Source organism: Brucella anthropi ATCC 49188, from assembly GCF_000017405.1.
GTDB lineage: Bacteria > Pseudomonadota > Alphaproteobacteria > Rhizobiales > Rhizobiaceae > Brucella > Brucella anthropi.
Genome location: NC_009667.1, coordinates 1350001 through 1374640, shown reverse-complemented (window position 1 = coordinate 1374640; position 24640 = coordinate 1350001). Strand labels below are relative to the sequence as shown.

Genomic DNA, 24640 nt, shown 5'->3' with positions numbered 1-24640 from the left:
AGACGAACAAGACATGGCAAAGCGGTGACTGGAAGGTCGTCTCCAGCATCGTCAATTATGGTAACCAAATCCTTTACGGAATGAAAAAATCCGGTTCAGCTGGCTTCGGAAACCAACTCAAGCGGTCAGCAGATAAGCGCCCTGTTTGGCGCTCGGGAATTCCAGCCCCTCCACCGCAACGCGATTGCGTCCACGGTGCTTTACCCGCATCAGGGCAAGATCGGCACGTGCTGCTGTTTCCCATAATGTTTCAGCGCCGCGCACCATGGCGATGCCGAAACTGCATGTCATCCGGCGGTCTGCAGGCAACATGGGAAAACTGTGTCGGGCCACGCGCCCGCAAAGCCTATCGCCCAGTCGCTCACATGTTTCGGCATCCCCCTGGACCAGAAGAACAAATTCTTCGCCACCGACGCGACCGACAATCGTTGTATTTGCTGCCACTGTTTGCAGAATGCAGGCAAACTCAACCAGCACCTGATCGCCAGTTGCATGACCCAGCTCGTCATTGATCGACTTGAAGTGATCTATATCCGCGATAATGACCCCATGATCACCACGCTGGGCCTCGGCCAAACGCATAGTCGCATGACGCTCAAGGCCGCGACGATTGAGAACACCGGTCAGCGGATCGGAGTCACGCTCTGCCTGCAATTCCTTGACCACATCCGAAGTCGTCACCACCAGAAGAACCAGACCGGCAAAGACACCCGCAAAGGCACCGAATATCATGATGCCCTGCCAATAGCGCGAATGAATGAGTTCTGACGGCCGCGTGATGTCGGCGGGGAGCCCAAGCGCCATTCCAGCCTGTGCATAGAAATGCACCATCAACAACAACAATGCACCAAACAGCACGCGCTCAATCCAGCTTCGGCGTGCAAGATTGCGCGCCTGAATGCAAAGCACGGCCACCAGACTGCCCAGAGCCAGTTGGACAGTGGGCGCAATCCGCGAATAGCTCGTATCATTCGCAATGAAATAGGCCATGGCTCCAAGAAGACCGAGCCCGATCAGGCCTGATGCAAGGCGGGAATAACGTCCGCCCATGCGTATCATTACACCCTCGCAAAGCAGCCAGCCGCCCAGAAAATGGAAAGTCGTGGCAATCGGCGAGGTCAGGGCCAGGCGGTCCGAGACCAGCGAGATAGGAACCAGAAGCCCGAAAGCAAAACTGGCGAAGCTCAGGCCGAAAAGCAAAAGATGCCTGCGCTTCGTGTCGAGCATCCAAATGCCTAACATCGTCGCAGCAAACAGCAATACTACCAGCGGCGGCACAAACTTCACGAACAGGCCCTAAATCGGTTGAAAATGAGAATGCTAAAACGCTACTTCAAATTGAACCCAATGTGCAATTACAAACCAGCGTCAAAGTCAAGTTGTAAGCTTGCAATATTGATGAACACTAAAACCTAAAAGAGCAACACTGAGAATAAGCGATTGCTAAAAATAAATTGAAAACAACATCCTTCGGCGACGATCTCTTTTTATGTCGTTTTTACCTTCAGATTTATCCCCAGAAGCTTTTCGGCGATCATGCGGCCGATGGGTATGGAAGACGTCGCGGCCGGTGACGGCGCATTACACACATGCAGCATTCTCTCCGTTTCCTTGAAGAGAAAATCATGCACCAGCGTACCGTCATCAAGAACGGCTTGCGCCCGGATTCCGGCGCCCGGCGCACCAAGGTCGGCAAGCTCCAGCGTCGGGCAATATTTGCGGCACTCTTTCAGATAGCGTGTGCGAGACGCGGAATTGCTGAATTCGGCTAGAGCCGAGCGCCAGTTCTTCATCGCCATCTTCCAGAAGCCGGGAAATGTCGACATATCCGCGACATCGCCTGCACGGAAACTGCCTTTGTCGTAGCCTTCTCGCGAAAAACCCAGAACTGCGTTCGGGCCGACCGTGACACCGCCGTCAATCGTACGAGTCAGGTGAATGCCGAGAAATGGCAGGTCGGGATCGGGGATCGGATAGATCAAATGCTTGACGATATTCGCCTTCGATTTCGGCAAGGTGTAGTATTCACCGCGAAAAGGAACGATGCGATGGCTGATATCCAACCCGGCAAGCCGCGCAATGCGGTCTGACTGCAACCCGGCGCAAGCGACCAGCTTGGAAGCGCGCAAGGTCTCGCCATTTGCCATTACCGTAACGCCCTTGCCATCCTCCCGGATTGCCGTAACCGGCGCATTGAGCCGCACGACACCGCCGCGCTCAATGATTTCCGCAGCCATCGCCCGCGATACTTTCGCATAATCAACAATGCCCGTCGCCGGAACGAGCAGTGCCCCGAGGCCTGCAACCGCAGGCTCGACCTTGCGCAAAGCCTGCTGGTCCACATGCTGGAAGGTGATGTCGTTCTGGACCGCGCGCTTGGCGAGCGCCTCCATGCGGTCGACTTCTTGCTGAGAGGTCGCGACCAGAAGCTTGCCGCATGTTTCAAAAGGAATGGAATATTGCTTGCAGAAGGCTTTCGTGGCTTCCGCACCTGCCCGGCACAATTGCGCCTTCAATGAACCTGGCTGGTAATAGATACCGGCATGGATGACGCCACTATTGTGTCCTGTCTGGTGGCGCGCGAAATCGCTTTCCTTCTCCAGCAGGATGATCCTTGCGCCCGGCTCCGCTTCCTGCATGGCTTTTGCTGTCGCAAGCCCGACAATGCCGCCGCCGATGACGCAATAATCATAATCTGCCACGAAGTCCCTCCTCATGCCTTTCCCGGCGCAGCGCCCCGCCTTGCTACCGCTCGACAGGATGATTACCTGTTACTTATACGATTGCGGCCTTGGTTGCAGCACCGCAAAATGGCATTCTTTGCCAAACTCGTTCCCCCATGCGGAGAAGTTCCATGCGCCATCAGTTCGACCTTTTTGCTCTTTCCCCTGCGGAAGGAGAGGAACGGGCAGAACTGCGCCCTGCCCGCGCCAAGCCCGGCAAGACGACCGGCATCGATGAAGCGGAAATGGTGCAGCGCCTGAAAGACAGCGGACGTTACCGCATCCTGCAGCGGCTCGATCCACCACCGACAGTACCGGATGCCGACCGGATCGCCTTTCCGCGACTGGGCGTCGTCGTCGACACGGAAACGACCGGCCTCAATCCCGCGCAGGAAGAAATCATCGAGATCGGTGCCGTTGCTTTCCGCTATGCGGATGACGGCTCCATTGGTGATGTCTGCGCCACGTTCGGTGCGCTGCAGCAGCCATCCAAGCCAATACCCGCTGACATTACCCGCATCACCGGCATTACCGACGACATGGTGAAGGGCCAGACGATCCCGCGCGAGAAGCTGGATGCGCTCATCGCCGAAGCCGACATCATTATCGCGCATAATGCCGGTTTTGACCGCCCATTTCTCGAGCGTTTCTCAATCGCTTTCGCTAACAAGCCTTGGGCCTGTTCGGTCAAGGAGATCGACTGGACCGCACGCGGTTTTGAAGGCACCAAGCTTGGCTACCTGATCGGCCAAAGCGGCTATTTCCATAATGGCCATCGGGCCGAAGATGACTGTCAGGCCCTGCTCGCGGTACTGAAAGAACAGTCTGGCGACACCACGCCCTTTGCCGAATTGCTGAAGGCAAGCCAGCGCGCGCGGATGCGTGTCTATGCAGAGAACAGTCCGTTCGAAATGAAAGACCACCTGAAGACGCGTGGCTATCGCTGGTCGGATGGCACAGATGGACGTCCAAAATCATGGTGGACGGAAATCGGCGAAGAGGAACTCGAAGCTGAACTCGAATATCTGCGCACCGAGATTTATAGATGGCGCGACGCCGATCCGCTGATCCAGAAGCTCACCGCCATGGACCGTTACAAGGAACGTGCGCCGCTTCGCCCGAAGAAATAAAAAGGCGGTTTGAAATCGCCTTTTTCTCGCAACGCGAGTGATTCCATCTATGGGTAGCCGAAAATGGTGGCACTCGAGAACCGGAGCGGAGTGTACTTAACATACATGAACACCGGAAGCGCAGAGCGACGCCATTTGCAGGCAGCCAGAGGCGAAATCTAGAGAACTGGCCAGGAGCGCTGCGCTGGCCGCATCTCTTCATATGCCTTGGCGAGGCGCAACACACCCAGATCATCAAAACGCTGGCCGAAAATCTGCAGGCCGATGGGCAGTCCTGTCGACGTGTAACCGCAATTGATCGAAATCGCCGGCTGTTCCGACATGTTCATCGCCACGGTGAAAGCAATATGCTCGAATGGGCGCTGCGGATCGTTGACCGGTGAGGCCCATTCCGCCGGATAGGTTGCCATCGGCGAGGTAGGCGAAATGATGAAGTCGAAGCCCTTGGAAGCTGCAAGTGCTGCATTGCGCATGGCGTCCATCTGGGCAAAGCCGAGATAGACTTCCTCGCCGGAAAGCCCTTCCGCCGTCTCTGTCCACTGATAGATATAAGGCAGGATTTTCGCACGGTTTTCCGGCGTCATCTTCTTGATGTCCGACCAGGAACGTGCGCGCCAGAAACGATCAAGACCGTCGATCATGGTGCGATTGAGGAATGGTGCAACCGGCTCGATGATCGCACCAGCATCGGCAAAAAGCTTTGCCGATGCTTCCACGGCAGCTTTCGTTTCTTCGCCAACTTCTTCGCCAAAACCGGCATCCAACCAAAGGCCGATCTTCAAGCCCTTTACATCGATACCGAGGTTCATCCAGTCGATATCCTGCGGGGGCAGGCTCATGCCGTCGCGGCGATCCGGTCTCGACAGAACCGACATATAAAGCGCGCTATCGGCAACCGTGCGGGTCATAGGCCCCGCAACGCGACCAAGAAAGGCCGGATCGATCGGGATACGCCCGAAGGACGGCTTCAGGCCAACAAGACCGCACCAACCCGCAGGCAGGCGGATGGAGCCACCAATATCAGTGCCGATATGCAACGGACCATAACCGGCCGCACCGGCGCTGCCCGCACCAGCGCTCGATCCACCCGGATTGGTGTTCAAATCCCACGGATTGCGCGCAAGCTTGTGGAAGCTCGACAGGCCCGACGACAACATTCCGAGATCGGGCATGGTGGTCTTGGCGAGCAGCACGCCGCCAGCCTCGCGGGTGCGCGCCGCAGGCGGGGCATCGGCGACGGCAGGCTTCAGCGGCAGCGCTGCGCAGCCAAGCGGAACCGCCGTTCCCTCGGTCGCGATATTTTCCTTGATCGTCAGCGGCACCCCGTCGATGGGTCCGGCGGGCTCCCCCTTCGACCAGCGTGCTTCCGAAGCCTTTGCCGAAACCCGCGCCGCATCCGGATCGTAAGCCCAGAGTGCATTGAGCTTCGGCTCATAGGCTTCGATACGGGTGATGACGGCTTCCGTGACCTCGACCGGCGAAAGCGACTTCGTCTTATAGGCGGACACGAGTTCAACAGCTGACAAATCGGCGAGATTCGACATTGGATATTTCCTCAAATCACTCAGGCAATTTCAGTGTGGCATCGGATCGCCGCACGCGCTTGCGGCGACCGGAGAAAGGCTTTGGCACGGCATCAACCAGCGCGCGCGTATAATCATGCCGCGGATTGTCGAAGACCTCATTCGTTGGCCCCTGCTCAACGATATTCCCGCGATAGATGACAGCCACGCGGTCGGTGATGGCGCGCACGACGCCTAAATCGTGGCTGATGAAAAGATAGGAAAGGCCGAACTTCTCCTGCAAATCCATCATCAGGTTCAACACCTGCGCCTGGATGGAAACGTCCAGTGCCGAAACCGGCTCATCGGCGACGATCAGCGCCGGCTTGGTGATCAGGGCGCGCGCGATGGCAATGCGCTGGCGCTGCCCACCGGAAAACTCATGCGGATATTTTTCCGCCGAAGCCTTGGGCAGCCCAACCGCTTCCAGCACTTCAGCCACGCGGTCGTCACGTTCTTTGGCGTTTGTGCCACGCTCCAGCGAAACAATCGGCTCGGAAATGATACGCTTGACCGTATGGCGCGGATCAAGAGAACCGTAGGGGTCCTGAAAGATCGCCTGAAAGCCCTTGCGTGCCTCACGCAGGCCCGAGCGATCCAGCGCGTAGATATCCTGACCGTTGATGAGAATCTGCCCCGATTGCGGGCGTTCCAACCCCATCACGGCGCGAGCCAGCGTGGATTTTCCGGAACCGCTTTCACCGACAATGCCAAGGCTTTGGCCTGCTTCGATCTCGACATTCACACCATGCAGAACGCGCAACGCGCTCGTTCGTGAAAAGAATGATGCGCGCGGCAATTGATATTCGCGCACCACATCGCGCACCTGCAAAATCATGTTGCTCATAACACCACCTCGCCGTCTCGCGGGTGAATACAGGCGGCGCGATGCGCGACGCCGTCATTCTCAGCGATGAAATCCAGCCCCGGTATCGCCTTTCGGCAATCGTCCTGCACGAAGGCGCAGCGGTCGGCGAAGGTGCAATAGGGCGGACGCGCCAGCGGATCGGGCACCACGCCGGGAATGGCGGCAAGGCGCTGGCGTCCCGTGCCATGGCTGCGCACAAGCGCTGCCCCATGCGGAGAAGCCTGGAACAGTCCCCTTGCATAAGGATGCGCCATACGATGGAAGACGGCTTCCGTGCGCCCGGTCTCAACGATGCGGCCCGCATACATAACCGCAATACGGTCGGTCATTTCCGAAACCACGCCAAGGTCATGCGTAATCAGCATCAGGGCCGTGCCGGTTTCGTCGATCAGCTCATCCATGAGATCGAGAATCTGCGCCTGAACGGTCACGTCGAGCGCGGTGGTCGGCTCGTCGGCGATCAGCAGATCAGGCTCGCAGGCAATCGCCATGGCGATCATCACGCGCTGGCGTTGTCCGCCTGAAAGCTGGTGCGGGTAAAGATCGAGATTAAAGCGCGGCGCAGGCAGCCCCACGCGATCCAGAAGCTCGCGCGCCTTCCGCTCCGCATCGGCCCGGCTTTCGCCCAAATGCAGACGGCGACCTTCGGCAATCTGCGCACCTATGGTCTTGACCGGATTGAGCGCCGTCATAGGCTCCTGAAAGATCATCGCCATGCGCCGTCCGCGCATCCTGCACAGTTCCGCTTCCGGCTTGCTTGCCAGATTCTCCCCGTCGAAACGCAACGTGCCGCGCACACGCATCCGATCGGGCAGCAGACCCATGGCAGCAAGGGCGGTAATCGACTTGCCGCTGCCGGACTCACCCACCACACCAAGGCGTTCACCGCGATTGAGCGTCAGCGTGATATCGGACACGATATCCGCAACCTTGAGACCGATAGGCAATTCAACGGACATATTGTCCATTTCAAGCAAAGGTGTTGTCATCTCTGCCTCCTGACGCGCGGATCAAGCACATCGCGCAATCCGTCACCCAGCATGTTGAGGCCAAGTACGGCGAGCGTGATGGCAAGGCCGGGGAAAATGGCGAGCCATGGCGCGTCATAGATAAAGGTCTGTGCATCGTTGAGCATCTTGCCCCAGCTTGGCATCGGCGGCTGGGTGCCAAGCCCGACATAGGAAAGGCCCGCCTCGGCAACGATGGCGAGTGCGAACTGGATCGTCGCCTGCACGATCAGCACATGGTTGATATTGGGCAGCACATGCAAAAGCGTGATTGCCACGTCGCCACGCCCGGCGCAACGCGCAGCCTGCACATATTCGCGCTTCCATAGGCCCAGTGATGCGCCACGCGTGACGCGCGCAAACACCGGGATATTGAAAATGCCGATGGCGATCATGGCATTGACGGCGCCGGGGCCAAAAATCGCGGTAATGATGACAGCGGTAAGAAGCGCCGGAAACGCAAAGGCCAGATCGGTCATGCGCATGACGAAACCGTCCACCATGCCGCCACGTGCAGCCGCGAAAGCCCCAAGCGGTATGCCAATGCCCGCACCGACCAACACGGCGATGATGGAAACGGCAATCGAATTGCGAGCGCCGACCATGATCATGGAAAACACGTCGCGCCCGAAATTATCCGTGCCGAACAGATGGCTGAAACTCGGACCCTGCAACTTGTCACGGAAGTTCATGGCGGTCGGCGAATAGGGCGTCCAGACATAGGAGATGACGGCCATCGCGACGAGGATGACTGTGATCAGTGTACCGACAGCCAGGCTGCGGCTCAGCAGCACTGTTTTGAACACACCCGGTTTCGGGAGAGTCTGCGTTTCACTCATCGGCTGCCTCCCGTCGAAAGGCGCGGATCGATGAAGCCATAGACAAGATCGACAATGAAATTGACCGCGATCACCGAAGCGGCAAGCAGCGTCACCAGTGACTGCACGGTGACGAGATCGCGCTGCGCGATGGCCTGAAACACCAGCCTTCCAAGGCCGGGCAGATTGAAGACATTTTCGATGATGATGGTTCCTGCCAGCAGAAAGGAGAATTGCAGGCCGATGATGGTGACAACCGGGATCAGTGCATTGGGCACTGCGTGACGCCAGAGTGCTGCGTTACGTGTGAGCCCCTTGGCGCGCGCAGTCCGCACGAAATCCTCACCCAGCGTTTCAATGACGGCAGATCGGGTTACGCGGGCCAGAATTGCAGCAAGCGGCAAGGCAAGGGCCAGCGCAGGCAGAAAAAGTGAGCGTATCCCTATCCAGAAACCATTCTCCCATCCGGCGAAACCCGAAGCCGGAAACCAGCCGAGCTGCAAGGCGAAGAACAGGATCAAAAGAAGACCGAGCCAGAAATTCGGAATTGCAACACCGACCTGTGCCACGCCCATGGAAAGCACATCACCGGTCTTGCCACGCTTGGACGCCGCATAGACGCCAACAGGAATGGCAACAGCAACGGACAGCACCATGGACAAAAGCGCCAGCGGCAGCGTGACCATAATGCGTGGTCCGAGCAGTTCGCTGATCGGCACGGAATAAGTATAGCTCGTTCCGAAATCACCTTTCAGAAAACCGCCAATCCATTCGAGATAACGCCACCAGAGTGGCTGATCGAGGCCGAGCTGCTTGTGAAGTGCTGCCAGCGTTTCAGGTTGCGCATTGATACCGAGGATCACCGCCGCCGGATCCCCCGGTAGCACCTGCATCAGCAGAAAGACGATGACGGAAGCCGCAAGCGTCGTAAGCAGGAGCGAAACCAATCGCCCGGATATGTAAGCCAGCAAAGCGACCTCCTTGAAAAGACGGATATCCGCTTTCCACATTCCAACTCGCCGCACGCCCTCCCCTTATCTTTATGGGGTGCGCGGCCATTCGCGTAAAACCGCCCCGCCGAGCAAACGACGGGGCGAACCTTGTTATTCAGCCCAATAGGCTTGCGTCAGGTCGTCAGCCGGAATCGGCATGTTCTTCCACAGACCCTTCACATTCTTGTTCCACACACCGATTTTCGGTAGTGCATAGAGGAAGATATTCGGCTCGTCAGCAGCAAGTTTTTCCTGCAGCTTCTTCACGAGTTCGAGCTGTTCCTCATCACTTCCAGCCTCGGCATAGGCCTTGTAGAGCGCCTTATATTCCGGGTTGTTATAGTTGAAGTAGTATTTGTCGCGGGCATAGATATCGAGATCGCGCGCTTCGGTGTGCGCGATGATCGTCGCATCGAAATCCGAGCGCTTGAACACCTGATCCAGCCATTGTGCAAACTCGATCGGTACGAGATTGGCCTGAATGCCAACTTCCGCCAACATGGCCGCAATGATCTCACCGCCGCGACGTGCATAGGCCGGAGGTGGAAGCGTGATGGTGATCGATGTGCCAGTCGGAACGCCAGCCTCTTCCAGCAACTGCTTCGCCTTGGCCGGATCATACGGATAGGTTTCCGACAGATCGACATAGCCCGGATCGACCGGCGCATAATGCGAGCCAATGGGCGTGCCGAAACCTGAATAAACACCTTCGATCAGCGCCTTGCTGTCGATGGCATGAGCCAGCGCCTGACGAACCTTCACATTATCGAAAGGCGCCTTGGCATTGTTGAGCGACAGCAGCACCTTGCCTGCCGTATCGCCCACTTCGACCTGCAGCTTGTCGTCGCTCTTGAAGCGGCTGATAAGCTCCGGCGCCTGAAACATCGGGAACACGTCGATGTCACCGGCAAGGATGGCAGCCGCAGCAGCCGACGGATCGCTCACGAAGCGGAACGTGACGGCGGAAAGCTTTGCAGGTTCACCCCAATAATCCGGGTTGCGCTCTAGTTCGACGCGGTCGCCCTGCACCCAGCGCTTGAACTTGAACGGACCCGTGCCCACAGGCTTGGTCTTGTTGTCGGCAGCCGAATTCGGCGCGACCATGACCGCGTCACCCCAGCCCATATTGAACAGGAAATTCGAGGTCGGGCGCTTCAGCGTGACAACGGCGGTCGCCGGGTCAGGACATTGCGTGCTTTCAATCGGCGCGAACAGGCCCTTCTGCGCATTGGTGGAATCCGGCGCGACAGCGCGCTCATAGGAGAATTTCACGACCGAACAGTCAAACGGCGTGCCGTCATGAAACTTCACGCCCTGACGCAGCTTGAACGTATAGGTTTTCTTGTCGTCGGAAACAGTCCAGCTTTCAGCCAGAAGCGGCTTCACCGTGCCGTCTTCGACAATGCGCACCAGACCTTCATAAAGGTTGGCATAGGTAACCTGCCGGATACCGGCGGCGGCATTGGCCGTCGGATCGAGGCCCGGCGGTTCCAGTACTTCGCCAACCACCAGCGTATCTTTTGCAAATGCACCGTTGATCGATGCCAGCATCGCGGCTGTTATCAGCCCGGCTTTCAGCAGTTTACCCATTGTTCCTCTTTGGCTCCCCTCGTCTCTTTTTTAAATCGAACGCCCGCCATCCACGTCGAGCGCAACCCCGGTAATCATAGAGGCAGCGGGCGAGCAAAGGAAAGCCGCCGCTTCAGCCAGATCGTCGGGTTTCAACAGGCGGCCCATCGGGATGGAATCGCGGAATTTTTTACGGATTTCCTCGGTGTCTTCGCCCATGAAGGTGGTGAGAAGCGGCGTTTCACCGGCAACCGGGTTCAGTGCAACCACGCGAATCTTTGCTGGAGCAAGCTCGATAGCCAGCGCCTTGGTCACGGAAACGACCCAGCCCTTGGTGGCATTGTACCAGGCGAGGTTCGGGCGCGGGCGCCCAGCGCCGGTCGAAGCGACATTCAGAATAACGCAGTCTTCGCCCTTGGCACCATTGCCCTTGAAATGCGGAATGAGCTTGCGCGTCATCAGATAAACGCCGCGCACATTGACGCCGAGAATGCGGTCGAACTCTTCCGGCTCCACCAGTTCGGCATTTTGCGGCTTGTGACCGATACCGGCATTGTTGATCAGAATATCGACCTTGCCAAATTTCGATAAAGCGGCTTCCACTGCTGCATCGACATCAGATTCCTTGGAAATATCGGCCGCCACGGCCAGCGCCGCATCGCCGATTTCGCCTGCAACGCGCTCGGCTCCCGCCTTGTCGCGGTCGACGATGACGACCTTTGCGCCACCATCAGCGAAGCGCTTTGCCATGCCTTCGCCAAACCCCGAACCTGCTCCCGTGATGAGCGCGACCTTACCTTCAAGCGACACTGTAATTCTCCCGAATGCTATTTTCAGCCGTGATACACGGAAATCGTCTTCAGCGAGGCAAACCCGTAAAGCGCCTCAAAACCCTTTTCGCGGCCATGGCCGGATTTCTTGACGCCGCCGAAAGGCAGTTCGATGCCGCCGCCAGCGCCATAATTATTGATGAACACCTGACCGGCATGGATGGCATGCGCGAGGCGGAACTGACGTCCGCCGTCATTGGTCCAGATGCCGCAGACGAGGCCATAGGATGTGCCATTGGCAATCGCGATGGCTTCTTCTTCGGTATCGAACGGCAGGATGACCTGCACCGGGCCGAAGATTTCCTCCTGCGCCAGACGATGATCGACAGGCACGTCCCGGATCAGCGTCGGCAACACATAGGCCCCGCCTTCCGGCGCGTCTTCAGCCAGCACGCCTTGCGCGGCAATGGCCAGACCGCTTTCCTGCGCCAGTTCGAGATAGGTTTCGACAATCGCCTTCTGGCGCTGCGACACCACCGGACCGACCGACGGATCGGCACTGGCAGGGCCGACTTTCAGCACACGGTAGCGTTCGCTCATGCGCGCCACGACATCTTCATAAATGCTCCGCTCAACCAGAATGCGCGACGAAGCCGAGCAGGTCTGACCGGCATTCTGGATACCGGCATTGACCAGAAACGGCAAAGCGCGGTCGAGATCGGCATCAGCAAAGACAATCTGCGGAGACTTGCCACCAAGTTCCAGCGTCACCGGCACGGTGTTCTTCGCAGCCGCTGCCTGCACGGCCTCGCCGGTACGAACGGAGCCAGTAAACGAGATATGGTTGACGTCAGGATGTTCGGAAAGCGCTGCACCCGCTTCCGCGCCAAGCCCGGTGACGACATTGAGCGCACCGACCGGCAGACCAGCCTTTTCGGCAATCTTCGCAAATTCCAGTATGGTCAGGCAGGCTTCCTCGGCAGGCTTGACCACGGCTGCATTGCCCATGGCCAGCGCTGCGCCAAGGCTGCGACCCAGAATCTGCATCGGATAGTTCCACGGAATGATGTGCCCCGTGACGCCATGCGGCTCATAGATAGACAGAACCGTAAAGCCGTTCTGATAGGGCAGCGTGTCGCCATGCACCTTGTCGGCGGAAGCGCCATAAAACTCGAGATAACGCGCCAGCGCCACCACATCGGCACGGGCCTGGCCGACCGGCTTGCCGACATCCTTTGATTCCAGATCAGTCAGAAGATCAATGTTCTTCAGCACTTCTTCCGACATGCGGTGCAGCACACGACCGCGCTCGGTCGCCGTCAGCTTGCCCCAATCGCCGGAAAGCGCGTTACGGGCTGCAGCCACCGCCAGATCGATATCAGCCTTGGTGCCGCGCGCAATCAGCGCAAGATCGCTGCCGTCGGAAGGATTTCGGAGCGTGATATACTCGCCGCCAACGGCATCCTGCCATTCGCCTGCGATGAAATTGCCATAACGGAGCAAGCCGGCTCCTCCCGTCTTGTTCTCATGCTTCATTTTCGTTCTCCCGAAGAGGCATTTCCGCCTCCAGTCTCGCGGTTGTGGCGCGGATATGCGCCCGCGCCAGCCGCTCGGCTTCTTCGCCGTCGCGTGCAGCAATGGCTTCGACAATTGCACCATGTTCGCGGATTGCATCGCGCGCCCTGTCCACGGACAACGAGAACGAAGGCGCAAAAACCTGCGATGTCATCCGCAGAAGCGGCACGAAGGCGATCAGCGAGGCATTGCCCGCGGTGTTCATCACCGCCATATGGAAATCAACATTGGACTGGGTATAGGCTTTCGCATCCCATGGATCGACGACCGTGCCCTGCCCCGCAACATGCGCACGCAGTTTTGCAATATCCGCATCGCTCGCCCGCTCGGCGGCAAAGCGCGCGGCCACACCGTCCAGCACTTCGCGCACGGCATAAGCATCGATCAGGCGAGTGAGATCGGCAGAAGCGACACGCACCCCCCGACCTGGCAGGTGAATGACCAGCCCGTCACGCTCCAGAACGCGCAAGGCTTCACGCAAGGGCGTCCGGCTGATGCCGAACTCTGCTGCTATATGTTCCTGCCTGAGTATCGCGCCCGGCGCATAAACGCCCGCATAGATTCGCTCCCGAAGCGCCTCTGCCACTTCGTCCAGCAAACGGGTCTGACTGCGCCATTCAAAAGCCGCCAATAGAAAAGCCTCCCAACTTTTCTGGACACAATATCCTGGATACAAAATCAGTCAATCTGAAAACGGATGTGCTTTTCAGAAATTAAACAGAGAATGAAAGACCGGAAATTTCGTGAAAGGCACTCGAAACGATACAATCAATCAGAGCAAGCAATTGTCGAGGGAAAGCACGGGTCCGCGGCCTGTCTGAAACCTTCTCAGTCTCCGACAATCTCCGCCAGCATTTCGGCAAGCTGACGGATCTGGTCGGGGCCGTTGTCCATGTGCCGGATGACAATTTCCATCGGCTCGACGAACGGCAATCCTGCTGCGGCAGGCACCACCTGATGACCGGGAAGCGCAACACGCGTCGGCAGCAGGCTGACACCCAGCCCCTCGGCGACCGCACTTTGAATACTCGCCAGACTGGAGCTGGTGAAAACCACATGCCAGCGCCTGCCCACCCGATCGAGAGCCTCCGTCATGTCGCTGCGATAAAGCCCGTTCGGTGGAAACACGACGAGTGGCAGCGGATCAACGTGGGAAACGGGAAAATCGGCGCTATCGAGCCAGGACAGCGGCTCCGGCCAGTGCATGGTCCCAACCGTTTCGCCACGTTTTTGTTTCACCATGACAAGGTCAAACTCACCGGTTTCGAAACCTTTCTGCAAGTCACGGCTGAGACCGCTCGTCACTTCGAGTTTCGTGTTGGGATGTGTGCGCATGAAACGCGCCAGCGCAGGCGTAACCAGCCGTGAGGCGAAATCCTCCGGCAGGCCGAGGCGGAACACGGCAGCAAGTGCTGTGCCGGTCATCGCGGCTGCCGCCTCGTCATGCAAGTGCAGAATACGGCGCGCATAGCCCAGCAACTTTTCGCCTGCATCCGTCGGGCGCACATCATGCCGGGCACGTTCCAGAAGCGCCTGTCCAACAGCTTCCTCCAGCCGCATGATCTTCTGGCTTATGGTCGATTGGGTCGAGTGCAGCTGCAAGGCCGCAGCCGTAAAACTACGGCTGTCGACAACAGCCACAAAGGCCCGCAAAAGATCGAGATTGAAAGAAGTATTCATGAACCCACTGGATATCAGTTCAACATTTAATTTCCAAATATGACACCCTGCTTGTATGAACGCAACAAGCAGGAGAACCAGCCGATGCGTCAAACAATATTCAGCTTGAGTGCCTTGGCATTGATTGCAGGGACGATAGTTATGACCGAACCGACATTGCCGGGCCACCACGCCGCAGCCCAAGCCCATGCACAGACCGAAACGTCTCTTCTTCAGGCCGCAGCAGCTGGCGATCTGGCTGCGGTCAATGCAGCCATCAAGACCGGAGCGGACCTCGAAGCGCACGGCAAGAATGGCGAGACGGCGCTTCTGGCGGCCACCCATGCCAATCATGTCGATGTCGCCCATGCGCTCATTGATGCTGGCGCCGACGTCAATGCCAAGGATGCCATCAAGGACAGCCCCTATCTTTATGCTGGCGCGCGCGGACACCTCGAAATCCTCAAGATGACGCTTGCGCACGGTGCGGACCTGAAGAGCACCAATCGCTATGGCGGAACTGCACTCATTCCCGCCTCCGAACGCGGCCATGTCGAAACGGTGCGCACGCTGATCGAGGCGGGCGTCAAGGTCGATCACGTCAATAATCTTGGCTGGACGGCGCTCCTCGAAGCCATCATGCTCGGCGACGGCGGCCAGCGCCACGTCGATATCGTGAAGCTTCTCATTGATGCAGGGGCCGACGTCAATCTGGCAGATAATGACGGCGTCACGCCGCTTCAGCATGCCCGCAGCCGCGGCTTTGCGCCGATGGTGACCATGCTGGAAAAGGCTGGCGCGAAATGAGCAACGACCGCACATATCTCGATCAGGCCATAAGGCTCGCCTTCGACAATGTCGAACAAGGCGGACGCCCGTTCGGCGCCGTGGTCGTCAAGGGCGGCAAGGTCATCGCCACAGGCGTCAATCGCATGCAGGCCGATTGCGATCCGACCGCCCATGCCGAATTGCTGGCACTGCGCGCGGCGGGCAAGACGTTGCAATCGCCACGTCTCGACGGCTGTGAAGTCTATGCCAGCGGCCAGCCCTGCCCCATGTGCTTTGCCGCGATGCGCATGGCGGGTATTGAAAAAATCCGCTTCGCCTATTCCAATGAGCAGGCCGAACCCTTCGGCCTTTCAACCGCAAAAATCGCCGTTGAACTCGCCAAGCCCCTCGGCGCACAGACAGGCATCAGTTTCGAACATTCCCCGCCGGAAAACGATCCTGACCTCTACCAAGTATGGGAAAGCAAGAAGAAGACTGGCGCCTGAAACATGCAGACTACCATTCATCCGGCGACCGGCAGCAAGAACACAGCAAGCCTCGCCCTCATCACGCTCGTCGTCCTGATCGGCCTCAACCTGCGTCCGTTCCTGACCGCGCCGGGGCCGGTGCTTTCGGATATTGCGGCCGATACCGGCATGGGTTTCGGTGGGCTGTCCCTACTCACCTTCCTGCCAATGATGCTGATGGGGCTTGGCGCTTTCGCGGCTCCGGGTATCCAGTTGCTGTTCGGCACCCGGCGCAGCATGTTCGCAGCACTTGCCATTCTTGCAGCAGGCTCCCTCCTGCGCGGTTTTGTGCCGGACGGCGTTTCGCTAGTGCTAACCGCCGTTCTGTGCGGTGCTGGCGTTGCAATGATTCAGGCCTTGATGCCCGGCCTCATCAAAGCCAATTTCCCGTCGAGCATCGCCACCGTGACCGGGCTCTATTCTGCCATGATCATGGGCGGCGGAGCTCTCGGCGCGCGGCTGACACCATGGCTTGCAGGCAGCCAGCATAACTGGCGCTTCGCCCTTGCCGTCCTTGCAATTCCCGCAGTGCTGGCCTTGCTAACGGCACTGCCCATTCTCCGCGAGACGCCATCGTCGGGCAAAAAATCCGGAATAACCGGGCACCTGCTGCAGCGCCCTCGCACCTGGGTGCTGATGGCTGCTTTCGGTCTCGTCAATGCGGGCTACTCGTCCATGGTCGCCTGGCTCGCGCCCTATTATCAATCGCTGGGTCTTGCTGCCTCCACCACCGGCAATCTCGTCGCGGCGATGGCTGTTGCACAGGCGCTAGCGGCTTTCGGACTGCCGCTCGTCGCGCGCCACAGTACCGACCGCCGCCCGTGGCTGCTGTTGACATTGGCTATGCAGGCAGTTGGCTTCGCAGGCCTTGCCTTGGCACCCCAGCTTTCGCCTTTCTTCTGGTCTGCGATCTGCGGCGCAGGTCTCGGCGGCAGCTTCGCACTCGCCATGATTACATCGCTCGATCACCTGCCCAAACCGGAAGAAGCAGGCGCACTGGCTGCCATGATGCAGGGCGGCGGCTTTCTGATCGCGGCACTCGGGCCCGTCGCGACCGCTTTCCTGCATGGCCTGACCGGTTCGTTTGCTTCCGGCTGGATCATGCATCTCGTTCTGGTCGCGAGCATCTGCCCGCTCTATCTGAGCTTCAATCCGCACAAGTATGCGCATGTCATGAAACTGCCGGTTCAGGCGGAAAATGGCACACAATAGCGTTACTCGGCCAGTTTATGGGCCGAAAACAGTTTTCGTCCGGCAATTTTCGGCTAGATAACTTGCCGACCTTCCCAACAGGGTTAAGGTTACAGGAAACCTGTTTTTATTTTTGGCATTTGAAGCGGTTCCGGCGAACATGGAAGCGCCAGCCATATTAATCCGAATACTGGTCATAATATGAAGCACGAAACCGCGATCCATCAAGGCACGTCCGTCGCTCCGGACGGTTTGCCCAAGCCGAGAATCTATTGGGCATGGGCAACCCTGATGGTGGGCCTGACGCTTGCCGTCATCGATGGCACCATCGCAAATGTCGCCCTCCCGACGATTGCCGCCGATTTTTCGGCTGGTCCTGCAGCCTCGATCTGGATCGTCAACGGCTATCAGCTTGCAATTGTGGTCACCCTGCTTCCGCTTGCAGCACTTGGCGAAATCTATGGCTACAGGCGTGTCTATCTTGGCGGCGTGGCATTGTTCACCGTCGCTTCCGTCGCCTGCGTTTTCTCACGCTCACTGGAAGCGCTCACTTTCGCCCGCATCATACAGGGACTGGGTGCAGCAGGCCTGATGAGCGTCAACACCGCCCTTTTGCGCTATACGGTGCCGCAGGCGAAATTCGGTACAGCCATCGGCCTCAATGCACTCTTCGTCGCCGTTTCGTCGACTATCGGGCCGACGCTTGCCGGTGTCATGCTATCGTCCCTGAGCTGGCCGTGGCTTTTCGTCATCAATATTCCACTCGGCGTTGCTGCCGTCGTGATGGGCCTCAAAAGCCTGCCCGAGAATGAGCGCTCCGTACGCAAATTCGACGTGGTCAGCGCCATCCTGTCAGCGCTCACCTTCGGTCTTCTGGTCACAACCATCGACAGTGCAGGCAACGAAATCGGTTCCTTCGTCGTGCTGTTGCAGGCGGTGGGCTGCGTAACCGCGGCTGTTCTCCTCACACGGCGGTCGCTACGCATGGCCGATCCGCTGCTGCCGCTCGACCTCTTGCGCATTCCCGTCTTTACGCTTTCCATCTGCACTTCGATCATGTCGTTTCTGGCGCAGATGATGGCGTTCATCTCGCTGCCGTTCCTCTTTCAGGTCGTCTTTGGCTTCAGGCCGATCGAGGTTGGTTTCCTGATGATGCCCTGGCCTATAGCGCTTGCCATCGTCGCGCCGCTTTCGGGCAAACTGTCCGACAAGCATTCACCGGCAATTCTGGGCCTGCTTGGGCTCATCATATTCGCCATCGGCCTTGCTCTGGTCGGCATGCTGCCGGAACATCCGTCGATCCCGGATATATGCTGGCGCATGGCAATTTGCGGAATTGGTTTCGGCCTCTTTCAGGCACCGAACAATCGCATGATGATTACCTCCACGCCACGCTCACGCAGCGGTGCCGCCAGCGGCATGCTGGGCACGGCGCGCCTTCTCGGCCAATCGCTGGGAGCGGCATTCGTCGCCTTTCTGCTGTCGCAATGGGGCGTGGAAGCGACACCCTATATTCTCTTCTTCGCGTCCGGCTTCGCGCTGTTTGCCTCGCTGATCAGCGTCACACGCCTCGGGCGTTGACTTCATCCACAGCTTTGGAGGGACCCGGAAAATATCTTGCACAAAGAAGCAAATTTCCCTGTTGCAATCTCCGGAGCGTTGGTCCATATAGCGCCTGCCTGACGGAAACGAACGGTTTCCGGAATGACTGGCGCGAGCGGGTGTAGCTCAGGGGTAGAGCACAACCTTGCCAAGGTTGGGGTCGAGGGTTCGAATCCCTTCGCCCGCTCCAGTTTTTCTCCAGATCAGGTTTTACGAAGGCTGCCGACAGGCGGCCTTTCGTGTTTCAGGGCAGTATTTCTGGAAATGGACTATTGCTAGAGCAGCTTGAACGGCAGGCCTGAAACAAGCACCTTTATATAGCGTTTCTTCTGAAAATAGCCGTTGAGTGAAATACGCGGAATCGCTGCGGCTGGCATAACACCTGTTTGCTGCAGCACACCGGGCTGGGTGGTCACGCCCACATCGAACCCGCCTTCTGAAACCGCCCCAATCTCGCGTTCGCCAACGGCCGCCTTCCATCCATATGGATAGGCAAAGGATCGCGGCCTGTAACCAGCATAGCCTCCTACTGATTCGGTCGAGTCAGCGATTTCCTTGGCCAGTCTTTCGTCGTCGACACGACGTAAATTGACATGAGTGACAGTGTGCGCGCCAAGATGCACAAGCGGATCGAGCGCAAGAGCGCGCAATTCCGATGGGTTCATCACCGATTCATCGACAAGGGAAATTGCGTCGATCCCGACCGTCTGTGCAGCTGCATCTATGCGGGCTACTGCCTCGTCTTCGTCGAAACACTGCATGAACTGCACAAGCTGGGCAAAGGCCGCTGATTTCTGGGCCGGAGTTGCTGCGCGCACATCGAGAACACCGCCGCCAAAGTCGAACTGGAAACTGTCGGCCTCCGTCACCAGAGCCGCAATCGTCCGCCACCACATGGATCGCTTGCGTTCCACGAAACCCGTCGTGATGAAAATCGTGTAGGGAATGCTGTATCTGGCAAACACAGGGGCCGCGAAGTCTGCATTGTTCCGATAACCGTCGTCCAGCGTGAAGGCGACATATTTCCGGGTGCTGCCTTGTTCGGAAAGCAGCCTCGGCAAGTCATGCAAATGCACCGGCACAAGGCCCGCTTCCAATGCCGCTTCTATCGCCATTTCAAGCGTTTGCGGCGTAATCGAAAGAATGGCGTTGGGGTCTGACCGATCTGTCCCATCTTCCGGTTTGACGTGATGCATCGTGAAGACGACACCGCGCCCACCGGCAGAAGGGAAAAGCGCCGACGCACCGGAAAAGGCAATAGCCTCCAGCCCCGCACGGATCAGCGGATATTTCAAACTGCCCTTAATAGACCGCAGCGACATCTTCTCGAATATACTTCCCCCGAAGGCCAGACTTGGCGCGGGATCGTGCGCCAGCCGTGAACCCCTCTCGCCTATAGCAATTTCATCTCGCCACGTGAATTGCTTTCGCCGCATCTTATTCCTAGAGCGCATTTCGATCTGATTGAATCAGATCGGCGCTCTCAATATTTGTTTTGAAGCGCATCCCGAAAACCGTTTCACACTTTTCGGGATGCGCTCCAGCAAAAAGGCCGCACGCAAAGCGTACGGCCTTTTATCATTTTGTTCGTTAAACTTGACGCTCAAAGCGAAGTCGAGCTCTTCCACCAGTCGGTTCCGCCATCATGCGCATACTGGTCAATTTCAGCCAGTTCCTCGGCACTGAATTCCAGTCCCTTCAAAGCACCCAAAGAGTTTTCAAGCTGCGCGACCGAGCTTGCCCCGATGAGCGAAGAGGTGACGCGCGGATCGCGAAGCGTCCACGCAATTGCCATCTGGGCCAAAGTCTGTCCACGACGCTCCGCAATGACGTTCAATGCCCGGATGCGCCCCAGCAGTTCTTCGTTCTCTGCGCTGGCTTTCAGGGAGCCGCCCTGATTCGCCCGCGCACCTTCCGGAATGCCGTTCAGATAGCGCGATGTCAGCAAACCCTGAGCCAGCGGCGAAAACACGATGCAACCGGTGCCCAGTTCATCCAGCGTATCGAGAAGCCCATTCTCGATCCAGCGATTGAACATGTTGTAATTCGGCTGGTGAATGAAAAGCGGCACGCGCTCTTCCTTCAGGATCGCCGCCGCCTTCAGCGTCAGTTCCGGCGAATAGCTCGAAATACCGACATAAAGCGCCTTGCCCTGGCGATGCAGATGCGCGAGCGCTCCCATCGTCTCTTCCAGAGGCGTCGTGGCATCGACACGGTGCGAATAGAAGATGTCGACATAGTCGAGACCCATCCGCTGCAGCGACTGGTCGAGACTGGCAATCAGATATTTGCGGCTGCCGCCAATGCCACCGTAAGGCCCCGGCCACATGTCCCAACCGGCTTTCGATGAGATAATCATCTCATCGCGATAAGGTCGAAAATCGCTGGTCATGATGCGACCGAAGTTTTCTTCGGCAGATCCGGGAGGCGGGCCATAATTGTTCGCTAGATCGAAATGGGTCACGCCCAGATCGAAGGCGCGACGGAGAATCGCGCGACCGTTTTCGTAGACATCCCGGCCACCGAAATTGTGCCAGAGGCCAAGCGATATCGCTGGCAGGTCGATACCGCTCCGACCGGTGCGGCGATAGATCATATCTGACTGATAGCGATCAGCCGCTGCAGAATAATGCATAACGCATCTCCATGAGTGAAATGGTTTGACCACGCATGGAAGACAGCGCCGATCCCATGCATAACAGGTGTGACGCATATTTGATCCCGAAGGGGAGCCGAGGCAATGCTAATCTGCTGAGTGTTACTCAACGAAAGAATGACGAATAATCAACAACGGCTCTTAACGTGATCCGACTTCCTCAGCGACCACCAATTTCGCGAGGCCCTGATCTTCGCGGATGAGATCGATGAGCCGTCGCAAACCAGATGGAACCTGTCGTCTGCTCGGATAATACATGGTCAGGGGCGGACCTTCCGAAGCCCAGTCCGGTAGCACGGCTTCAAGCGCACCTGCGTCCAGGTAGTTCTTGACCAATGGCTCCAGACAATAGGCAAAGCCGATCCCGCCCAAAGCGGCTTCCACAGCCTGTTCGGTTTCATTGGCGCAAATCGGTCCTTTCACATCGACCCGGCGCAAGGAAGCACCGTTCCCCAATTCCCATGCATATCGGGAATTGTCCCCGAGCCTCGTCTCTATACACGGCAAGCGGAGCAGATCGTCCGGCGTTTCGGGGCACCCTGCCCTTGATATCAATGCCGGAGATCCGACCACAATCCATTGCAAGGGACCGGTCAGCGCAACGCCAATCATATCCTGCGGCACCCGATCACCATAACGGATCCCCGCATCGAAGCCCTCAGCGACGATATCAACCATCTGGTCATCTATAGTGATGTCGAGATGCATATCGGGATAGGTTTGCGTATAGCGCGGTAAGATGGGCGCGATGATCAGTCGTGCAGCATCGCGCAGCGCGTTGAGCCTTATGCGCCCCGATGGAAAGTCGCGCTGACTGGTCAGAGCTTCCAAGGCCTCCCCTATCGTCCGCAGTCCGCTTTCAAGTTGTGTCGCGAGTGCCGCACCGGCTTCGGTCGGCGTGAGGGAGCGGCTGGTACGGTTGAGCAATCGCACACCCAAATCCGCCTCCAGTTTTTTCATACGATGACTGATAGCTGAGGTTGTTACGCCGAGCTCGATTGCAGCCATTTTCATGCTTTTGCGGCGTACGATTGTCACGAATATGTTGAGATCAGCCAGCGCGGAGCGATCGAGGTTCACGATTGTCTTCCTTTGATAACGAGGCTGTTTGATAGCTTAAGCAGATCAGTTTGTCGTTATGGTTGGGACGGGGAGGTTTTGCAGCTGCCTAGGCTGCTTTGGTCAAAAAAAAGCCCGCGTTGCGGCGGGTTTTGATTTGGTTTTTGGCTGGTGCCTGGTTGCGTTGTCGGGGGATTGTTACGCTGGATCGTTTCTTTTTGCTGCCCACCCTTGGGGTTATGAGCGCGCTGCGGTGCGTGCGTATAGAACTCGCTTCCGTGCATCGATATTAGGTCGAACGGTCTTCTGCGAGAAGAAGGAGCCAGCTCGCAAAGATACGAACATCGGATATGATCGAGAGATTTATGTATTTTCGTGGGAATTTGGTTGCGGGGGCAGGATTTGAACCTGCGGCCTTCAGGTTATGAGCCTGACGAGCTACCGGGCTGCTCCACCCCGCGCTATGGGTGTTTTGTATGTATTTGAGAAGATAGTTTGATTTGTGTTCTTGGCAGACCTGGCAGCGACCTACTCTCCCGTGTCTTAAGACAAAGTACCATTGGCGCTGGAGCGTTTCACGGCCGAGTTCGGAATGGGATCGGGTGCAGCCGCTCCGCCATAACCACCAGGTCGGCGAAGAACACAAATTTGAGAAGCTGGTTGTCTTTCGTGCAGATAAATCAGCGATAAACGCTGATAAACAATAAGCACACGACTGTGTGCCGGCGCCTTTGCGCCGCCCACCCGGAGCCATTCACGAAGTGAATAAGGCGTGAGGGGCAAAGTTTTCATCAAGCTACGCTTGATGGATATTGTAAATGGGAGTGATCAAGTCGATCGAGCTATTAGTACCGGTAAGCTACATGCGTTGCCGCACTTCCACACCCGGCCTATCAACGTGGTAGTCTTCCACGGCTCTGATAGGGAATACTCGTTTTTAGGTGGGTTTCCCGCTTAGATGCCTTCAGCGGTTATCCCGTCCGTATATAGCTACCCTGCTATGCCGTTGGCACGACAACAGGTCCACCAGAGATACGTCCATCCCGGTCCTCTCGTACTAGGGACAGATCCTATCAATATTCCTACACCCACGGCAGATAGGGACCGAACTGTCTCACGACGTTCTGAACCCAACTCACGTACCGCTTTAAATGGCGAACAGCCATACCCTTGGGACCTGCTCCAGCCCCAGGATGCGATGAGTCGACATCGAGGTGCCAAACAACCCCGTCGATATGGACTCTTGGGGGTCATCAGCCTGTTATCCCCGGCGTACCTTTTATCCGTTGAGCGATGGCCCTTCCACGCGGGACCACCGGATCACTATGACCGACTTTCGTCTCTGCTCGACTTGTCAGTCTTGCAGTCAGGCAGGCTTATGCCATTGCACTCGACGAACGATTTCCGACCGTTCTGAGCCTACCATCGCGCGCCTCCGTTACTCTTTAGGAGGCGACCGCCCCAGTCAAACTACCCACCATACACGGTCCTGGACCCGGATAACGGGCCGCAGTTAGACATCCATATAGGCAAGGGTGGTATTTCAAGGATGACTCCACAATGGCTGGCGCCACTGCTTCAAAGTCTACCACCTATCCTACACATGCCGACACGAATGCCAGTGTAAAGCTATAGTAAAGGTGCACGGGGTCTTTCCGTCTAACCGCAGGAACCCCGCATCTTCACGGGGAATTCAATTTCACTGAGTCTGCGTTGGAGACAGCGGGGAAGTCGTTACGCCATTCGTGCAGGTCGGAACTTACCCGACAAGGAATTTCGCTACCTTAGGACCGTTATAGTTACGGCCGCCGTTTACTGGGGCTTCAATTCAATGCTTGCACATCTCCTCTTAACCTTCCAGCACCGGGCAGGCGTCAGACCCTATACGTCGTCTTGCGACTTCGCAGAGCCCTGTGTTTTTGGTAAACAGTCGCTACCCCCTGGTCTGTGCCACCCCCACCTAGTTGCCTAAATGGAGGTCACGCTTCTTCCGAAGTTACGCGTGCATTTTGCCGAGTTCCTTCAACGCAGTTCTCTCAAGCGCCTTGGTATTCTCTACCAGTCCACCAGTGTCGGTTTAGGGTACGGTCTATATGCAGGAGCTATTTCCTGGAACCGCTTCGCTGCAAGATCAATCCAATAAGACCTTACAACACACGCGATC

20 protein-coding genes, 2 tRNA genes and 2 rRNA genes (1 of these 24 cut by a window edge) are annotated in these 24640 nt (G+C 57.5%); 6 read left to right on the top strand and 18 right to left on the bottom strand.

The window, feature by feature from the left end; translation table 11 throughout:
- Positions 1-117: 117 nt before the first annotated feature.
- Both OANT_RS06695 and lhgD read right to left on the bottom strand, forming a co-directional pair.
- Positions 118-1287, bottom strand: coding sequence for a GGDEF domain-containing protein (locus OANT_RS06695; RefSeq protein WP_012091400.1), 1170 nt, complete (start codon positions 1285-1287; stop codon positions 118-120).
- 200 nt (positions 1288-1487) lie between these two features.
- Entirely contained in the window at positions 1488-2702 is a 1215-nt protein-coding gene (gene lhgD / locus OANT_RS06690; protein ID WP_040129106.1) for an L-2-hydroxyglutarate dehydrogenase, read from the bottom strand.
- Between the two features lie 152 nt (positions 2703-2854).
- Between lhgD and OANT_RS06685 the strand changes: the two genes are divergently transcribed.
- Complete coding sequence (locus OANT_RS06685) at positions 2855-3853, top strand: 3'-5' exonuclease (RefSeq protein ID WP_012091398.1); 999 nt, start codon at positions 2855-2857, stop codon at positions 3851-3853.
- 158 nt (positions 3854-4011) lie between these two features.
- Here the strand turns inward: OANT_RS06685 and OANT_RS06680 are convergent, their stop codons facing one another.
- The 10 genes from OANT_RS06680 to OANT_RS06635 all read right to left on the bottom strand — a co-directional run bounded on the left by OANT_RS06680 (position 4012) and on the right by OANT_RS06635 (position 14694).
- A complete protein-coding gene (locus OANT_RS06680; protein ID WP_012091397.1) occupies positions 4012-5397 on the bottom strand; it encodes an amidase in 1386 nt (461 codons plus the stop codon).
- 16 nt (positions 5398-5413) lie between these two features.
- On the bottom strand, positions 5414-6262 hold the full coding sequence (locus OANT_RS06675; RefSeq protein ID WP_012091396.1) for an ATP-binding cassette domain-containing protein: 849 nt from the start codon (positions 6260-6262) through the stop codon (positions 5414-5416).
- Entirely contained in the window at positions 6259-7272 is a 1014-nt protein-coding gene (locus tag OANT_RS06670) for an ABC transporter ATP-binding protein (RefSeq protein ID WP_012091395.1), read from the bottom strand. The genes OANT_RS06675 and OANT_RS06670 overlap by 4 nt, the downstream gene beginning before the upstream one ends.
- On the bottom strand, positions 7269-8129 hold the full coding sequence (locus tag OANT_RS06665) for an ABC transporter permease (protein WP_012091394.1): 861 nt from the start codon (positions 8127-8129) through the stop codon (positions 7269-7271). Before OANT_RS06665 ends, OANT_RS06670 begins: the two co-directional genes overlap by 4 nt.
- On the bottom strand, positions 8126-9079 hold the full coding sequence (locus tag OANT_RS06660; RefSeq protein WP_040130064.1) for an ABC transporter permease: 954 nt from the start codon (positions 9077-9079) through the stop codon (positions 8126-8128). The genes OANT_RS06665 and OANT_RS06660 overlap by 4 nt, the downstream gene beginning before the upstream one ends.
- Positions 9080-9211: 132 nt before the next feature.
- Positions 9212-10690: an ABC transporter substrate-binding protein gene (locus tag OANT_RS06655; RefSeq protein WP_012091392.1), complete on the bottom strand. Its 1479-nt coding sequence runs from the start codon at positions 10688-10690 to the stop codon at positions 9212-9214.
- Positions 10691-10720: 30 nt separating this feature from the next.
- Complete coding sequence (locus tag OANT_RS06650) at positions 10721-11479, bottom strand: SDR family oxidoreductase (protein ID WP_012091391.1); 759 nt, start codon at positions 11477-11479, stop codon at positions 10721-10723.
- 23 nt (positions 11480-11502) lie between these two features.
- Complete coding sequence (locus OANT_RS06645; RefSeq protein ID WP_012091390.1) at positions 11503-12975, bottom strand: aldehyde dehydrogenase family protein; 1473 nt, start codon at positions 12973-12975, stop codon at positions 11503-11505.
- The gene (locus tag OANT_RS06640) at positions 12965-13645 is read right to left on the bottom strand and encodes a GntR family transcriptional regulator (RefSeq protein ID WP_012091389.1); all 681 of its coding nucleotides are present in this window, start codon (positions 13643-13645) and stop codon (positions 12965-12967) included. Before OANT_RS06640 ends, OANT_RS06645 begins: the two co-directional genes overlap by 11 nt.
- Before the next feature lie 197 nt (positions 13646-13842).
- Positions 13843-14694, bottom strand: a complete 852-nt coding sequence (locus tag OANT_RS06635) for a LysR family transcriptional regulator (protein WP_012091388.1) — start codon at positions 14692-14694, stop codon at positions 13843-13845.
- A gap of 141 nt (positions 14695-14835) precedes the next feature.
- Here OANT_RS06635 and OANT_RS06630 point away from each other — a divergent pair, with 141 nt between their 5' ends.
- The 5 genes from OANT_RS06630 (at position 14836) to OANT_RS06610 (ending at position 18951) form a co-directional block, all read left to right on the top strand.
- Entirely contained in the window at positions 14836-15480 is a 645-nt protein-coding gene (locus OANT_RS06630; RefSeq protein WP_012091387.1) for an ankyrin repeat domain-containing protein, read from the top strand.
- Positions 15477-15947, top strand: a complete 471-nt coding sequence (locus OANT_RS06625; RefSeq protein ID WP_012091386.1) for a nucleoside deaminase — start codon at positions 15477-15479, stop codon at positions 15945-15947. The genes OANT_RS06630 and OANT_RS06625 overlap by 4 nt, the downstream gene beginning before the upstream one ends.
- A 3-nt stretch (positions 15948-15950) precedes the next feature.
- Entirely contained in the window at positions 15951-17180 is a 1230-nt protein-coding gene (locus OANT_RS06620) for a cyanate transporter (RefSeq protein WP_012091385.1), read from the top strand.
- 180 nt (positions 17181-17360) lie between these two features.
- On the top strand, positions 17361-18740 hold the full coding sequence (locus tag OANT_RS06615) for an MFS transporter (protein WP_012091384.1): 1380 nt from the start codon (positions 17361-17363) through the stop codon (positions 18738-18740).
- A gap of 136 nt (positions 18741-18876) precedes the next feature.
- A tRNA-Gly gene (locus OANT_RS06610) sits at positions 18877-18951 on the top strand.
- Positions 18952-19036: 85 nt separating this feature from the next.
- Here OANT_RS06610 and OANT_RS06605 read toward each other — a convergent pair.
- The 6 genes from OANT_RS06605 to OANT_RS06580 form a co-directional block, all read right to left on the bottom strand.
- Positions 19037-20083: a polysaccharide deacetylase family protein gene (locus tag OANT_RS06605; protein ID WP_012091383.1), complete on the bottom strand. Its 1047-nt coding sequence runs from the start codon at positions 20081-20083 to the stop codon at positions 19037-19039.
- 281 nt (positions 20084-20364) lie between these two features.
- Positions 20365-21396, bottom strand: a complete 1032-nt coding sequence (mgrA, locus tag OANT_RS06600) for an L-glyceraldehyde 3-phosphate reductase (protein ID WP_040129103.1) — start codon at positions 21394-21396, stop codon at positions 20365-20367.
- A 162-nt stretch (positions 21397-21558) separates the two neighbouring features.
- Entirely contained in the window at positions 21559-22497 is a 939-nt protein-coding gene (locus OANT_RS06595) for a LysR family transcriptional regulator (protein WP_012091381.1), read from the bottom strand.
- Positions 22498-22860: 363 nt separating this feature from the next.
- Positions 22861-22937 (bottom strand) — tRNA-Met (locus tag OANT_RS06590).
- A 54-nt stretch (positions 22938-22991) separates the two neighbouring features.
- Positions 22992-23106: ribosomal RNA gene (rrf, locus tag OANT_RS06585) — 5S ribosomal RNA — on the bottom strand.
- A 194-nt stretch (positions 23107-23300) separates the two neighbouring features.
- Positions 23301-24640 (bottom strand): 23S ribosomal RNA (locus OANT_RS06580) (it continues 1567 nt past the right edge of the window).